Genomic DNA, 15,238 nt, shown 5'->3' on the forward strand with positions numbered 1-15,238 from the left:
TTGTGGCTAATAATAATGTAATCAGTCACTGCTCAAGGTGATTAAAAATTTTGGATAATTTCATCATGAATGACACAATTCATTTTGCACAAACTGTCGTATCATTTTTTTAGTTTTTAGCATTATATTGCTGAACTACAGCGATGTAATCTTTACCAACTTGCTTCTCAAATTTAGTCCAAACTGGTTTCATTGCCACAACCCACTGTTGTTTTTATTCAGGGGTTAGAATGTGAATATTGTTTTTGCCAGAATCTGCAATAGTTTTCATATCTTTTATTGCAGTGTCAAGTGGAAATTGTTTGTGGGTTTGTTAAATTTAGACAGTGAAGGTGCTGCCAACTGCACACCGTTTAGTAGTAGTGCTTAAAGCACTTATCTAGATGTTATAAAAATCACCTTTAATTTTATTTTTTTACTACCAAGAGTTGAATTAAAATACAGTCTAATTTTAGTCATCTTTAGCACTATTAAATGAATCAGATTAGTCTTGAACAACAAAGTGTCGCCGAGTTTAGTGAGCGTGCTTATCTTGATTATTCAATGTACGTTATTCTTGATCGCGCATTGCCTTTTGTTGGTGATGGTCTAAAGCCAGTACAAAGGCGCATTGTTTATGCGATGAGTGAACTTGGTTTGAAATCTACAGCAAAGTTTAAGAAATCAGCCCGTACGGTGGGCGATGTGCTTGGTAAATTCCATCCGCATGGTGATAGTGCTTGCTATGAGGCGATGGTGTTGATGGCACAGCCATTTTCTTATCGTTATCCATTTATTGACGGGCAAGGAAATTGGGGTGCACCAGATGATCCTAAATCATTTGCAGCGATGCGTTATACCGAAAGTAAACTTTCTTGTTATGCAGATTTATTGCTCAGTGAAATTAATCAAAGCACAGTTAATTGGGTAGATAATTTTGATGGCTCGCTTCAAGAGCCTAAAAATCTGCCTGCACAAGTACCCAATTTGTTGCTAAATGGTACCTCGGGTATTGCTGTGGGCATGGCGACTGATGTGCCACCGCATAATTTAACCGAAGTGGTGAGTGCTTGTATTGCACTATTGGACAAGCCATCTATGGATTTAGACAGTATCATGCAAATTATTCGAGCACCTGACTACCCCACTGATGCTGATATTGTATCTTCACCTGCAGATCTTAGGCAAATTTATGAAACAGGTCATGGGTCAGTTAAGATGCGTGCTATTTATCAAGAAGAAAAAGGCAATATTGTGATTGAAGCATTGCCTTTTCAAACTTCTGGTGCCAAGGTAATCACCCAAATTGCAGCGCAAATGCGCGCGAAAAAACTACCTTTGGTGGATGATATTCGAGATGAGTCGGATCATGAAAACCCAACACGTATTGTTATTGTTCTACACTCTAATCGGATTGATGCGGATGCATTAATGCTACATCTATTTGCCACAACTGAGCTTGAAAAAAGCTACCGCGTTAATATGAACGTGATTGGTTTGAACGGTAAACCAAACGTTCTGCCACTCATTCCGATGCTTAAAGAATGGTCAAGTTATAGAATGCAAGTTGTGACTAATCGTTTAACCTATCGCCTTGATAAAATTCTTGCGCGTTTGCATATTTTAGAAGGCTTACTCATTGCTTTTTTAAACATTGATGAAGTGATTGCCATTATTCGTGAGCGCGATAAGCCTAAGCCAGTATTAATCGATCATTTCAAATTGAGTGATATTCAAGCAGAAGCAATTTTAGAGCTAAAATTGCGTCATCTTGCAAGATTAGAAGAGGTTAAAATTCAAGCTGAGCAACAAGAATTAGCATTAGAGAAAGAAGAATTAGAGCTGTTACTTTCAAGTGACTTGCGTCTTAAAACCCTGATTAAAAAAGAGCTAAAAGCCATTATTAAAGATTTTGGTGATGAGCGTAGATCTAACATTAAAAGCAATGTAAATACTGCTCAAGCCTTTAGTGAAGATGATTTAGCACCTACTGAAAATGTCACCGTCGTACTTAGCGATAAAGGCTGGGTGCGCAGTGTTAAAGGCCATGATATTGACCCGACAACACTTAATTATAAAGCAGGCGATGGTTATTTAACCAGTGTGAAAGGTAAAAGCAATGAACCTGCAATTTTTATTGACTCAACAGGTAGATCATATTCACTACCGGCTAATTCATTGCCTAGTGCGCGAGGGCAGGGCGAGCCATTAACAGGTAAACTAAATCCGCCTTCTTCAGAGGCGCGATTTCTCGATGTAGTGATGGGTAAGACAAGTCAAAACATTCTATTGGCTTCTGATGCAGGGTATGGTTTTATTGCCACTATTGGTGATTTGCTATCTTCAAGACAAGCAGGAAAAGCATCTCTTTCGTTACCTAAAGGTGCACAAGTGATGAAAATTATTAATGTGAATGATTTGGACAATCAGTTTATTGCACTGGCAACAAATCGTGGGCGTTTATTGGTATTCCCAATATCTGAATTGCCAATATTATCCAAAGGTAAAGGCAACAAGCTTATTCAAATTCCCACCAAAGATATTAAGACTAGACAAAAGCTTGTAATGAGTGTTTGTATTTTGCTAGAAACTCAACATTTAAAAGTTATTGCAGGTAAACGTCATTTAACCATCAAGTTCCAAGATTTAAGCAATTACATAAGTGCCAGAGCGCGTCGTGGTAATCTTTTGCCTAAAGGCTATCAAAACGTTTCTTCTATTGAGGTAATTGATTAAATCAAAATATTTTAGATAAGCCAATAATCTACCCATCAATTCAGGGTGTAATTTTTAGCAGGTCATAGGTATAATCAATGCTTTTACCAATTCTTCCGAAAATGTTCGTCCTAAAAATTGTTACCGATTTCGCATCAGTCCATTCACAGGGAGTATCCAATGATTGTTCACGTCTGCATGGTCATAATTGACAAGTCGAAATGATGGTTGCTGCTAGCAAATTAAATAGTAATGGTATTGCTGTTGATTTTCGAGAAATTAAAAAACAAACTAACTTTGTTGTAAAGCTTCTAGATCATCAATATTTGAATGAGATAGTGCCTTTTGATAAACTAATCCTACTGCAGAAAATATTGCCAAGTATTTTTTTGATGAAATGGATCAACTAATTAATATTAATGATATCAAGGTTAAGGAAGTGACTATTTGGGAAACACCTAGAGCATCTGTAACTTATTTCCAAGGAGACTTATGAGCGCGACTCATTTACCTGACACACAGAATAGTGCCGATACTCGTCGAATTATCATTGATAAAGTAGGCATCAAAGACATTACTTATCCTATTACTTATATTGATTGTGATGGCAATAAAATACCTACAATAGGTATTTTTACCATGACAGTATCCTTACCCGAGCATGTTAAAGGTACGCACATGTCACGCTTTATTGAAATTTTACATGAAGGCCCTTGTGAGTTTAGTGCGCACAATTTCGATAAAATTATTGATAAAGTAAGAAAAAGACTTGAATCAGATATTGTACACATCACGCTTAATTTTCCTTTCTTTAGGAAGAAAAGAGCCCCATCTTCAGGCGTTGAGTCAATGATGGATTATCAAGTGACTCTATATGGTACGTTAAATAAAAGTGGGGCACAAGTGGTGATGAAAGTCGTGGTACCCGTGACTAGTCTATGTCCTTGTTCAAAAAGTATTTCTAAATATGGGGCGCATAATCAACGCTCACACATTACTATTAAGGCTAAAGCAGCCAAAGGCAAAACTTTGTATATTGAAGATTTGATTGATTTGGCTGAACGCAAAGCTTCGTGCGAACTTTACGCCATTCTTAAACGCGATGATGAAAAAATGGTGACTGAAAGAGCGTATAATAACCCTGCATTTGTTGAGGATTTAGTGCGTGATATTGCAGTCGATTTAAATGCAGATGATAGAATTAGTTATTACCGTCTTGAATCGGAAAATTTTGAATCGATTCATAACCATTCAGCTTATGCACTTATTGAAAATCAAAAATGCTAAAAAAAATCTTAAATAAAATTAGTAACATTCGCATCACCAAGGCAGAATCCATTACTCCACCAATAGGCTTTATTAAAAAATACCCAGTCAAAAAATCACAGTCTAATTTTATTATCCACTCAAGAAAAACTATTGCCGATATCATCTCGGGCAAGGATAAGCGTTTATTAGTTGTGGTTGGGCCTTGTTCCATTCATGATCCAAAAGCTGCTAGAGATTATGCGCAACGATTGTTAAAAATAAAACAAGAATTAGACCAAGATTTATTTATTGTTATGCGTGTTTATTTTGAAAAACCACGCACCACAATTGGCTGGAAAGGGCTTATTTATGACCCTGATTTAGATAACAGTTTTGATATGGAAAAAGGCTTTGATTTGGCTCGAAGTTTATTGTTAGATTTGTCAAAAATGGGCATGCCAAGTGCAACAGAATATCTTGATTTAATCACTCCACAATATATCTCTGATTTGATTTCATGGGGGGCAATTGGTGCGCGAACAACCGAAAGCCAAACGCACCGAGAATTGGCATCTGGCCTCTCTTGTCCAGTGGGTTTTAAAAATGGCACAAACGGTAACATTCAAATTGCCATTGATGCGATTGTATCGGCTTCCAATTCACACATGTTTTGGTCGATTAACAAAAGAGGTGTGGCAAATCGTTATACCACAACTGGCAATCCAAATTGTCATATTATTCTTCGTGGTGCTGCCGATGGACCTAACTATAGCAAAGAAAATGTGGACAATGCTGCTAAGAAATTAATAAAAGATGGTTTGTTAGGTAGAGTTATGGTTGATTTTTCCCATGCTAATAGTGAGAAAATTTTTAAAAACCAATTGTTAGTGGGTGATGAAGTTGCCAAGCAAGTGAGTTTAGGCTTAGATAAGATTTTTGGGGTGATGATTGAGTCTAATATCAATGAAGGCGCTCAAGCGGTAGATGAGTTAAAATCGTTAGAATACGGCATTAGTATTACTGATGCTTGTCTTGGCTGGCAAGATACTGAAAATCTGCTTAAAATACTAGCATCATCAGTCCAAAACTGAAAACTGAACACATAATTTTACACTAAAAAAGCTTTACTTCTTCATGGGAGATTTATCATAAGGCGGGATTTTAGCTTGAAATGAAATCAATACTTGCACTCAAATTAGGTAAAATAAAGGTTAGTTTAAACTAAGTCTTTTATCATGTCTGAGTATACTGAATACCCCACCCATTTCAAGCTAAATTTACCAGTAGTTTCCATTGAAGATGAGATGCGTAATTCCTATTTGGAATATGCAATGAGTGTTATTGTTGGGCGTGCATTGCCTGATGTTCGAGACGGACTTAAGCCTGTGCATCGTCGCGTGCTTTACGCTATGGAGATCTTGGGTAATGATTATAATAAGTCCTATAAAAAATCAGCGCGTATTGTTGGTGATGTGATTGGTAAGTATCATCCACATGGTGATACTGCTGTGTATGACACTATTGTACGTATGGCGCAACCATTTTCAATGCGCAATATTTTAATTGATGGTCAAGGTAACTTTGGCTCAGTTGACGGTGATTCAGCTGCTGCCATGCGCTATACAGAGATTCGCATGGCTAAACTTTCGCATGAGTTATTGCGAGATCTAGAAAAAGATACCGTTGACTTTATTGACAATTATGATGGCTCAGAATCAGAACCTGTAGTGTTACCAGCGCGTATACCTAACCTTTTAGTCAATGGCTCATCAGGTATCGCAGTCGGTATGGCGACTAACATTCCACCTCATAATTTGGGTGAAGTGATTGAAGCTTGTTTGAAAACCATTGATAATGAAGACATTACTATTGATGAGTTGTTGGAAATCATGCCAGGTCCAGATTTTCCAACAGCAGGCATTATTAATGGTGCAAGTGATATTCGTCAAGCCTACAAGACTGGCAAAGGTAAAATTTACTTGCGTTCAGTATCTCATATTGAAGACGAAGACAAGCAAAGTATTGTTGTGACCGAACTTCCCTATCAAGTTAATAAAGCCAAACTGATTGGTAAAATTGCAGAACTTGTTAAAGATAAGCGTATTAATGGTATCACTGGACTTCGTGATGAGTCTGATAAAGATGGTATGCGCATGGTAATTGAATTGCATCGTGGCGAAGTGCCAGAAGTGATGCTTAATAATTTGTATAAGCTGACTGAAATGCAAACTGTATTCGGTATTAATATGGTGGCGATTGACAAGGGTATGCCAAAGTTAATGACACTAAAAGGCATCCTAGAGGCGTTCATTGCTCATAGACGTGATGTGGTGACTCGTCGCTCTATTTTTAATTTAAATAAAGCTAGAAATCGTGCACACTTGTTAGAAGGTTTATCAGCTGCACTACATAACATTGATGACATTATTGAGTTGATTAAATCTGCTTCAAACCCAGCAGACGCAAAAACAGCATTAGTGGCCAAAACTTGGCGAGGTTCAGTGATTAAAGAGCTGATTGGCGATCATGATATGGCGACGTTCAAGCCAGAAGATTTGCCAAAAGAATTAGGTTTACAAATGAATGGCGATTATCAATTATCACAAAAACAAGCGCAAGCTATTTTAGATTTAAAACTTCATCGCTTAACAGGACTTGAAAAAGATAAGATTTTTGATGAATTTAATGAATTGTTAGAGCGCATTAAGTATCTGCTAGATATTTTACAAACCCCTGAAAGACTCATACAAGTTATTCGTGAAGAGTTAATAGAGATTCAAAGCAACTATGCTAATGCCCGTATGACGCAAATCTTAGAACACAAGATTGATTTAACACTTGAGGATTTAATTACTCAAGAAGAGCGTATGGTCACCTTGTCTCATGGTGGTTATGTAAAAGCACAGTCTTTAAGTGATTATCAAACACAGCGCCGTGGTGGTAAAGGTAAAGCAGCCACTAAAGTAAAAGATGAAGATTTTGTTGATCAGCTGTTTATCGCCAATTCTCACGATACAGTTTTGTGCTTCTCTTCCTTAGGAAGAGCGTACTGGCTTAAGGTTTTTGAGTTGCCAATGGCATCACGCATAGCGCGTGGCAAGCCGATTGTTAACTTATTACCACTAGAAAAAGAAGAAGTCATTAACGCTATTTTACCAGTGTCAGAATTTGATGAAAATCATTTTGTCTTTATGGTAACCAATAGTGGCACGTGTAAAAAAACAGCACTTACTAATTTCTCAAAACCACGCAAAGGTGGCATTATTGCCATCGAATTAAGAGATAACGACCAGCTTGTTGGCGTAGAAATCACCTCAGGAGAGCATGATATTATGCTATTTTCAGCCAATGGTAAATCCATTCGATTTAAAGAATCAGATGTGCGTGTCGTAGGACGTACAGCCATTGGCGTACGTGGCATTAAATTAGCAGATGCTGATAAAGTGGTATCTCTTATTGTTGCCAATCAAGACAGTCCAGTTCTGACAGCAACTGAAAAAGGTTTTGGCAAGCGTACGCAGCTTGATGAGTATCGTACTCAAGCACGAGGTGGCTCAGGTGTTATTTCCATTAAAACTTCAAATAGAAACGGCAAAGTTGTTGGCGCTATTCAGGTAACTGATGAAGATGAGATGATGTTAATTTCCAACAAAGGCACTTTAGTTCGTGCTAGAGCGGCTGATGTTTCTATCATTGGTCGTAACACTCAAGGCGTAACCTTGATTAATATTATTAAAAATGAAAAATTAGTCTCTGTTGTAAAAATTGCTGAAACAGAAGATGAAGAAGTGAAAAGTGAAAATGACACAGAATAATAAAAATACTTTTTTTGATAAAACCAAACACACCTGATTAAATTTAAGCATAGAGGTTTTTGGAAAGCATTATTACTAATAAAGAAGAATTCTACAATCAAGAGTTCTCCAATGTATCTTTGTTTGGAAAAAAGTTTGACTATTGCATTTTTAGTTCTTGTGATTTTCGAGAAGCGAATTTTAGTCGTGCAAACTTTTCTGGCACAGATTTAATGAATAGTTTATTCGGTAATACTAACCTTGCAGAGGCAAATTTTGTCGTTATGAAGCAGTTAGATTACTTGAATCGTTAGATATAGATTTAATTAGCTAAATAATCTGGTATGTGTCAGTTGGATAGCTTTTAATCACAGTTTTTTCTTTTAAAATTTTAATTTATTTAAGGATGGAAAGTTAAATATTATGATAAATAAAGATACGAAACAGAAATTATCTGGTTTGACAGTACTGTTGCATTGGCTGGTTGGCTTGGTAATCATTACTTTAACAGTCATAGGCGTTTATATGAGCGAGAATGAAGTGTTTGCACTTTATCCTATTCATAAGTCAATCGGTGTTTTGATTTTTACTGTGATTGTGATTAGAGTTTATTGGCGTTTTGTTAATGGCTGGTTACAGCCTGCAGCTAATTACACAAAGATCGAACATAATTTATCAAAAATTGTACATTGGGTATTAATCATTGCAATGATTGTTATGCCAATTTCAGGGTTTATTATGTCGGGTACAGGCGGTCATGGTGTTTCAGTATTTGGCTTGGAGATTGTTGCCGCTAATTTTGACCTAGTGGCTAAAAAAGCAATTGCATATAATGCTGCCCTTGCTGGTTTTATGCACAGCACTCATGTCAATTCTGGCTGGGTTATGATTATTGCTATTTTTCTACATTTGATGGGTGCTATTAAACATCATTTTATGGACAAAGACAGTACTTTAAAAAGGATGTTTGGCAAGAGGATTTAAGGGTTAAATAGCGTGATGAATGAACGCCTTATATTGTTCAAACAATTTTTTTTAATTAATGCTCACGGGTTGCTGAAAAAACCAAGTTAGGGTGGCGCTCTATGGTTAATTGTAAGTTGACACTAGATGGCGCAAGATAAGTAAGCATGCCTTTTGCATCAATAGCAACATTGTTACCTGCTTTGATTTTAAGCTGCTCGATGTCTTTGTCACTGCCTGTCATCCAGCGCGCCGTTACAATGTTAATGATTTCAAATTGACAATCAACACCGTATTCATATTTTAAGCGATGTGCAACTACATCAAATTGCAAAATACCAACAGCACCTAAAATTTGCGATGAGTTGATAATTGGACGAAATACTTGGGTTGCCCCTTCTTCTGAAAGTTGGTTTAAGCCTTTTTGTAAGGCTTTAGCTTTGAGTGGATCTTTAAGTTGAGCACGACGAAAAAGCTCTGGTGCAAAGTTTGGAATACCCTGAAAAGTGAGTTTTTCGCCTTGAGTAAAGGTATCGCCAATACTAATACCACCATGGTTATGAATACCAATCACATCGCCAGCGTAAGCCACCTCTGTTGAGGCGCGTTTGCGCGACATAAAAGTCACCGCATTACTAATTTTGATTTGTTTATTGGTTGATACTTGCAGGACTTTCATACCTTTTTTGTATTGTCCACTAACGATACGCATAAAAGCAAGACGATCATGGTGTTTTGGATCCATATTGGCTTGAATTTTAAAGATAAAACCGGTTAATTTGATTTCATCTGGAGCTACTTCGCGAATATCAGACTCTCTGTTTTGTGGTGTAGGTGCGTATTGGATAAAGCCATCAAGCAGATTTTGAATACCAAAGTTTGAAATGGCTGAGCCAAAAAATACTGGGGTTTGTTTACCAGTCAAAAACTCATCTAAACTAAAAGGTGTGGTTGTTTCACGAATAAGTTCAACCTCTTCACGCATTTCAAGGGCGACATCCACGCCTAAAATTCCATCAAGCTGGGGATTGTCAACCCCGTCAATAATAATATTTTCACCAATCTCAGAATTCTTTCCAGTCTCAAATAAATAAACCTGATTTTCAAGTAGATGAACAACACCTTTGAAACGTTTGCCTATACCAATTGGCCAAGTAATGGGCGCACATTCGATATTAAGCACGGTTTCTACTTCATTTAGTAAATCAATCGGTTCTTTGCCTTCACGATCTAACTTATTGATAAAAGTTAGAATTGGCGTGTCACGCAAACGACACACTTCCATAAGCTTAACAGTTCGCATTTCTACGCCTTTAGCAACGTCAATCACCATAAGTGCTGAATCTACTGCTGTGAGGGTGCGATAAGTATCTTCAGAAAAGTCCTCATGCCCTGGTGTGTCTAATAAGTTAATCACATGATCCTCATATTCAAATTGCATGATGGAGGAGGTGATGGAAATTCCTCTTTCTTTTTCCATCTCCATCCAGTCACTCGTTGCATGTGTGTTGGCTTTTCTTGCTTTTACACTGCCTGCTGTTTTAATCACACCTGCATATAGCAGTAGCTTTTCGGTAACAGTAGTTTTGCCAGCATCAGGGTGAGAAATAATGGCAAAAGTACGACGTTTGGATATCTCATTCATTAGTCTTTAATTACCAGTTCAACACCTGCTTCGGTAAACATTTCTTGTGAAAGTTCCACACTTTGATTCCAATTGTCTAATTCTTTTGATTTTTCTATCACTACTCTTTTAATGCCAACTTGAATGATGCCTTTGGCGCATTCTGCGCAAATAGGCAATCCGTAAACATATAAAGTTGCCCCGTTAAGTGAAGTGCCAGAATAAGTGACATTATAAATGGCATTCATTTCTGCATGAACCACAAATTTGTATTTGGTTTCTCTGTCATTATAGCGCTCATCGGTATCATGAATGCCTCGTGGAAAGCCATTAAACCCCTGAGAAAGTACCTCTTTTTTACGACCAACGGTAACTGCACCTACTTGTGTAGAAGAATCTTTTGACCAAGTAGATACTTCTTTTGCTAGTGATAGGTAACGCTCATCCCATTTATCCAATATACCCATAATTAGCGTATTTTAATTGATGCTAAACTAACCAGCACTAAAATTAAAGTAACCATCCAAAAGCGTACAATAATTTTTGGCTCAGACATGCCTTTTTTCTCGAAATGATGATGCAGGGGCGCCATTAAAAAAATACGCTGTTTGGTGCGTTTATACCAAGCAACTTGAATAATGACAGACAAAGTTTCAGCTACAAAAACACCACCCATAATAAACAGTAAAATTTCTTGGCGAATTAAGATGGCAATCACCGCTAAAATGGCACCTAAAGATAACGAGCCTACATCACCCATAAAAATTTCAGCAGGATAAGTGTTAAACCATAAAAACCCCAATCCAGCACCAATAAGTGCTACACAAACAACAAATAATTCGCCAGTGCCTGGTATGAATGGCATATTAAGGTAACTTGAAAAATTATAGTGACCACTGAGATAGGCAAGAACAGCCAATGCACCTGATATAAGCACAACTGGCATAATGGCAAGGCCATCTAAACCATCAGTCAAATTAACCGCATTAGAACTACCAACAATCACAAAATATGACAATATTAAAAAACCAACAATACCTAATGGCAATGTCACGTCTTTTAAAAATGGGGTAAGTAATTGTGTTTGAATGGAATCTTGAGAGATTAGCACAATCCAAGTGCTAATCACAACAGCACCTAATGATTGAGTTAGAAATTTTATTGAAGAACTTAAGCCATTTGATAGTTTATGCTTAATTTTGAGATAATCATCCGTAAAACCAATAGTGCCAAATATAATAGAAGTGACAATAACAATCCATAGATAGATATTAGACCAATCGCCCCAAATTAAAACACTAACCATAAATGCAAATAAAATCAGTATGCCGCCCATGGTTGGTGTACCTGCTTTGATTAGGTGTGATTCAGGACCATCAGTTCTAATCACTTGGCCAATTTGGTATTGTTGTAATCGATTGATAAAAACACGCCCTAAAGCAAGACTAATAAACAACGCACTTAGCATGGCAAGTACAGCACGAACAGTTAGGTAGTTTAAAACACTAAATCTAGCATCAAACTGAGCAAGAAAGTTGATTAATTCTAAAAACATAAAGCTTAATGAATGTCGTTAATTGATAATAATTTTAACTTAAAAATTAAAATAGCCTTTTGCGAAAGATTGCCACGCTTACTGTTGCCATAAATTTGGTTAAAAGGGGCGATGATGATGTGCTTTTCACCAGGTGTCATTTGGATAGTTTTGCTTGACAAATTTGACTAAGTTTTGTTTTTTCTGAGTCAGTTTTTTCTCTTCTTTGCTTGTGTATTTTGCATTAGTTGCTTGAAATGCTACCTCATCAGTTTGAAAGTTTTTCGCCTTGTCGCCAATACGAATAATGTTAACTTTGCGAATAAAATCGTCTTGTTTAATGCGATTAACCACACTCATACCTCTCACAACACGACCAAAGACAGTATACTTGCCATCTAGCCAAGGTGTGGCTTTATGGGTGATAAAAAATTGTGAGCCATTGGTATTAGGGCCAGAATTTGCCATAGATAAAATACCACCACCATCATGCTTAAGGTCGGTAATTTCATCCATAAATTGATAACCTGGACCGCCAGTGCCATTACCTTTTGGATCACCCCCTTGAACCATAAAATTATCAATCACTCGGTGAAACTTTAAGCCATTGTAAAAAGGTTTTCCGATTTGAATATTTGAATGCTTTCTGCCTTGCGCTAAACCCACAAAATTAATCACGGTTAGCGGTGTTTTTTCAAACTCAAGTTTGACAGTAATATCCCCTTGATTTGTGTGCAAATTGGCGTATAAACCCTCTTCTAATTTGGCTTGTGATGGCAATGAGATAATCAATGTTAATAGTAAGAGTAAGCGATATGTCATATCAATAATATGATTGATGAAAAACAATTATGATACCTAAAAACTAAACATAAAAGATACCAACAACCGGTAAAATATGGCTTAAATTTATTGTTACAATAGACTAGGAGAAGGCCATGTCTTTATTGATTACAGACGAATGTATTAATTGTGATGTTTGTGAGCCAGAATGTCCCAATGAGGCCATTTATATGGGTGATGAAATTTATGAAATTGATGGCGATAAGTGTACAGAATGCAAAGGTCATTTTGACGAGCCACAATGTGTTGAAGTCTGCCCAGTTGATTGTTGCTTGTCTGATCCTGATCGTGTTGAAACTGAAGAGGAATTATTGGCCAAGATAAAGTAGCAAAAACAATCTACGCTTGATTTATTTATCGTAAAAACTTGATACATAAGTTAATCAGACTTAAACTTATCTTTTAATCAAATGACTTAATCTTTTCCTCACAAAGCCGCTTGGTTAAAGTTTGCAAGTAAGTCACTTTTTCACTTAAATAGTTTAATTCTTTTTCTGTGATTTTATAATGCTCCGAGTAACGTGCTTTAACATAAGCTTGTTTAAGCAACTGAGAACAACAACGTTTAAGCTTGTTGTCTTGTGGAAAGACATTAATACTTCATTTTGATGGACTGTCATGAAGCAAATTGTTGTAAATTATGAGAATAAGGCTTATATTGAATAAGCACTAAAGAGAGGCAAGAGTAGTAATGTTCTGTAGCTTGGTGTAAATCAAAAGCTGCTATATTTTAAACTCTTATTCCTTTAATATCAGTAAAGAAGTATTGTCCTTCTTTTAAGGCACTGTTTACCTCGTCCAAGGTGTGTACAATTAAATTACACTCTGGTTTAAAAGGTGGTGACAAGAAGATTCTAACTTTATCCCCGATAGTACCCCAAAAATCATAATTTGTAACCAAGTCAAATTGATTAACAATCACTGATATAACCAATCTGTAGTTTATTTACCCATTTCCCTGTAGCATGTGGGCCATAAAGTAATGACCTTAATGAGTTTACCTGTTTTTTCTTGCCTGAGACGAAGCCTAACAACCTCATTAAACTCTTCACGAATGACTTGGACAAATTTGCCTTAGGTGCGTTTGCTTGTTGCTAGGCAAGTGATCTATAGGGAGACTCTTATTTATTTTTTAGTTTATAAAGAATGCTTGTTGTTGATATGGATTATACAGGGACAATTAAAGACACATGGTGTGGGCTGGTTTTAGTTTTAGGCGATGACGTACTTGAATTCAACCGGTGCGTTAGTGTTCAGTTGACATGATTTGTTAACTATTTTTATTTTCTCACACCGCACAAAGAGCCAATGTGAAGAAATACAACTATTATTTATTTACCTAAAATTTCCTTAAGCGCTGATAGGCATAAAACGATATTTTCTTTTCTTGAGGTGTAGCCCATTAAACCAATACGCCAAACTTTGCCAGCATAAACGCCAAGACCCGCACCAATTTCAAGGTTGTAATCATTAAGTAGGGTAGAGCGAACTTGTGCGTCATCAACACCTTCAGGGATAAACACAGAATTTAATTGTGGCAAGCGGTTTTTTTTATTCACTAAGAAGTTAATGCCCATTGCCTCCAAACCATCTCTTAATAGTTCATGGTTTCTTTGATGACGTGCCCAAGAGTTTTCAACACCCTCTTCCAATATCATTACTAATGACTCGTGTAAGCCATATAGCGTATTAACAGGTGCAGTGTGATGGTAGGTACGTTTAGCGCCTTTACTCCAATACCTCATCACTAAATTAAGATCTAAAAACCAACTACTAACCGATGTTTTTCGTGTGCTAAGTTTTTTAATAGCACGCTCACTAAAACTAATAGGCGAAATACCTGGCATGGCGGACAAACATTTTTGTGTGCCTGAATAAATCGCATCAATTCCCCATTCATCAACACGTAACTCAGTGCCAGCTAAAGAAGTAACAGTATCAACAATAGTAATACAATCATACTGGTGTGCAATTTTGCATAAAGCTTTAGCGTCAGATTGTGCGCCCGTTGAAGTCTCAGCATGTACAAAAGCAACAATAACAACATCTGGGTTGTTTTTCAGGGTTTCTTCTAACTTATCAGCACTAACTGCCTCGCCCCAACTATCTTCAACAATAATTGCCTCGCCTCCCAAACGAGTTACATTTTCTTTCATGCGCATACCAAACACACCATTAATACAAACAATCACCTTATCGCCAGGCTCAACCAAGTTGGCAAAACAAGCCTCCATCCCAGCTGAACCAGGTGCTGATACAGGCATGGTTAACTCATTTTCAGTTTTAAAGATGGTTTTTAAGCCCTCCTTGATTTCATCCATTAAGCCCACAAAAACAGGATCAAGATGTCCAATAGTAGGTCTTGCCATAGCGGATAAAATTCTTGGATGTACATCAGAAGGGCCCGGCCCCATAAGTGTTCTTACTGGCGGATTAAATGATTGCATAATACTATATAGGATTAAAATAAATAAAAAGCTATTATAATGGCTTAGATGTCAATTATTTATGAATTATCGCTTGCTTTATCTGAGGGTA

General features: G+C 36.9%; 13 protein-coding genes and 1 pseudogene. 8 read left to right on the plus strand and 6 right to left on the minus strand.

The window, feature by feature from the left end:
- Nucleotides 1–474: 474 nt before the first annotated feature.
- The 7 genes and pseudogenes from parC (at nt 475) to HUE58_RS00995 (ending at nt 8,720) form a co-directional block, all read left to right on the plus strand.
- On the plus strand, nt 475–2,715 hold the full coding sequence (gene parC / locus HUE58_RS00965; protein WP_174605230.1) for a DNA topoisomerase IV subunit A: 2,241 nt from the start codon (nt 475–477) through the stop codon (nt 2,713–2,715).
- 203 nt (nt 2,716–2,918) lie between these two features.
- Nucleotides 2,919–3,190: pseudogene (locus tag HUE58_RS00970) on the plus strand (6-carboxytetrahydropterin synthase).
- On the plus strand, nt 3,187–3,981 hold the full coding sequence (folE2, locus tag HUE58_RS00975) for a GTP cyclohydrolase FolE2 (protein WP_174605231.1): 795 nt from the start codon (nt 3,187–3,189) through the stop codon (nt 3,979–3,981). The pseudogene HUE58_RS00970 and the gene folE2 overlap by 4 nt, the downstream one beginning before the upstream one ends.
- Nucleotides 3,975–5,033, plus strand: a complete 1,059-nt coding sequence (locus HUE58_RS00980) for a 3-deoxy-7-phosphoheptulonate synthase (protein WP_174605232.1) — start codon at nt 3,975–3,977, stop codon at nt 5,031–5,033. The genes folE2 and HUE58_RS00980 overlap by 7 nt, the downstream gene beginning before the upstream one ends.
- A gap of 144 nt (nt 5,034–5,177) precedes the next feature.
- The gene (gene gyrA, locus HUE58_RS00985; RefSeq protein ID WP_174605233.1) at nt 5,178–7,757 is read left to right on the plus strand and encodes a DNA gyrase subunit A; all 2,580 of its coding nucleotides are present in this window, start codon (nt 5,178–5,180) and stop codon (nt 7,755–7,757) included.
- 59 nt (nt 7,758–7,816) lie between these two features.
- Nucleotides 7,817–8,050 (plus strand): pentapeptide repeat-containing protein, encoded by a 234-nt coding sequence (locus tag HUE58_RS00990; RefSeq protein ID WP_174605234.1) that lies wholly within the window; start codon nt 7,817–7,819, stop codon nt 8,048–8,050.
- Nucleotides 8,051–8,159: 109 nt separating this feature from the next.
- Nucleotides 8,160–8,720: a cytochrome b gene (locus HUE58_RS00995; protein WP_174605235.1), complete on the plus strand. Its 561-nt coding sequence runs from the start codon at nt 8,160–8,162 to the stop codon at nt 8,718–8,720.
- Between the two features lie 55 nt (nt 8,721–8,775).
- Here HUE58_RS00995 and HUE58_RS01000 read toward each other — a convergent pair whose 3' ends face one another.
- From HUE58_RS01000 to HUE58_RS01015, 5 genes are read right to left on the minus strand one after another with little or no spacing between them, the layout of a single operon-like run.
- Nucleotides 8,776–10,344 carry a peptide chain release factor 3 gene (locus tag HUE58_RS01000; RefSeq protein ID WP_174605236.1) on the minus strand — a complete coding sequence of 523 codons (1,569 nt, stop codon included), beginning with the start codon at nt 10,342–10,344 and terminating at the stop codon, nt 8,776–8,778.
- Nucleotides 10,344–10,790, minus strand: a complete 447-nt coding sequence (locus HUE58_RS01005; RefSeq protein ID WP_174605237.1) for a deoxycytidylate deaminase — start codon at nt 10,788–10,790, stop codon at nt 10,344–10,346. Before HUE58_RS01005 ends, HUE58_RS01000 begins: the two co-directional genes overlap by 1 nt.
- Nucleotides 10,791–10,792: 2 nt before the next feature.
- Nucleotides 10,793–11,878 carry a phospho-N-acetylmuramoyl-pentapeptide-transferase gene (gene mraY, locus HUE58_RS01010; RefSeq protein WP_174605238.1) on the minus strand — a complete coding sequence of 362 codons (1,086 nt, stop codon included), beginning with the start codon at nt 11,876–11,878 and terminating at the stop codon, nt 10,793–10,795.
- A gap of 5 nt (nt 11,879–11,883) precedes the next feature.
- Nucleotides 11,884–12,018 (minus strand): FKBP-type peptidyl-prolyl cis-trans isomerase, encoded by a 135-nt coding sequence (locus HUE58_RS07060; RefSeq protein ID WP_277998008.1) that lies wholly within the window; start codon nt 12,016–12,018, stop codon nt 11,884–11,886.
- Complete coding sequence (locus HUE58_RS01015) at nt 12,005–12,706, minus strand: peptidylprolyl isomerase (protein ID WP_246260820.1); 702 nt, start codon at nt 12,704–12,706, stop codon at nt 12,005–12,007. The genes HUE58_RS07060 and HUE58_RS01015 overlap by 14 nt, the downstream gene beginning before the upstream one ends.
- Nucleotides 12,707–12,795: 89 nt before the next feature.
- Between HUE58_RS01015 and HUE58_RS01020 the strand changes: the two genes are divergently transcribed.
- Nucleotides 12,796–13,029, plus strand: a complete 234-nt coding sequence (locus HUE58_RS01020; protein WP_174605239.1) for a YfhL family 4Fe-4S dicluster ferredoxin — start codon at nt 12,796–12,798, stop codon at nt 13,027–13,029.
- A 1,002-nt stretch (nt 13,030–14,031) separates the two neighbouring features.
- On the opposite strand, the gene HUE58_RS01025 is transcribed toward HUE58_RS01020, so the two are convergent.
- Complete coding sequence (locus tag HUE58_RS01025; RefSeq protein WP_174605240.1) at nt 14,032–15,147, minus strand: pyridoxal-phosphate-dependent aminotransferase family protein; 1,116 nt, start codon at nt 15,145–15,147, stop codon at nt 14,032–14,034.
- Between the last annotated feature and the right edge of the window lie 91 nt (nt 15,148–15,238).

The sequence above is a fragment of the Candidatus Ruthia endofausta genome, assembly GCF_013342985.1.
GTDB classification, from domain to species: domain Bacteria; phylum Pseudomonadota; class Gammaproteobacteria; order PS1; family Pseudothioglobaceae; genus Ruthia; species Ruthia endofausta.

Coding starts and splice junctions, on each gene's coding strand:
- HUE58_RS00995 (WP_174605235.1), top strand. CDS start 8,160: ATGATAAATAAAGATACGAAACAGAAATTATCTGGTTTGACAGTACTG.
- folE2 (WP_174605231.1), top strand. CDS start 3,187: ATGAGCGCGACTCATTTACCTGACACACAGAATAGTGCCGATACTCGT.
- mraY (WP_174605238.1), bottom strand. CDS start 11,878: ATGTTTTTAGAATTAATCAACTTTCTTGCTCAGTTTGATGCTAGATTT.
- HUE58_RS01005 (WP_174605237.1), bottom strand. CDS start 10,790: ATGGGTATATTGGATAAATGGGATGAGCGTTACCTATCACTAGCAAAA.
- gyrA (WP_174605233.1), top strand. CDS start 5,178: ATGTCTGAGTATACTGAATACCCCACCCATTTCAAGCTAAATTTACCA.
- HUE58_RS01020 (WP_174605239.1), top strand. CDS start 12,796: ATGTCTTTATTGATTACAGACGAATGTATTAATTGTGATGTTTGTGAG.
- parC (WP_174605230.1), top strand. CDS start 475: ATGAATCAGATTAGTCTTGAACAACAAAGTGTCGCCGAGTTTAGTGAG.
- HUE58_RS01000 (WP_174605236.1), bottom strand. CDS start 10,344: ATGAATGAGATATCCAAACGTCGTACTTTTGCCATTATTTCTCACCCT.
- HUE58_RS07060 (WP_277998008.1), bottom strand. CDS start 12,018: ATGACACCTGGTGAAAAGCACATCATCATCGCCCCTTTTAACCAAATT.
- HUE58_RS00980 (WP_174605232.1), top strand. CDS start 3,975: ATGCTAAAAAAAATCTTAAATAAAATTAGTAACATTCGCATCACCAAG.
- HUE58_RS01025 (WP_174605240.1), bottom strand. CDS start 15,147: ATGCAATCATTTAATCCGCCAGTAAGAACACTTATGGGGCCGGGCCCT.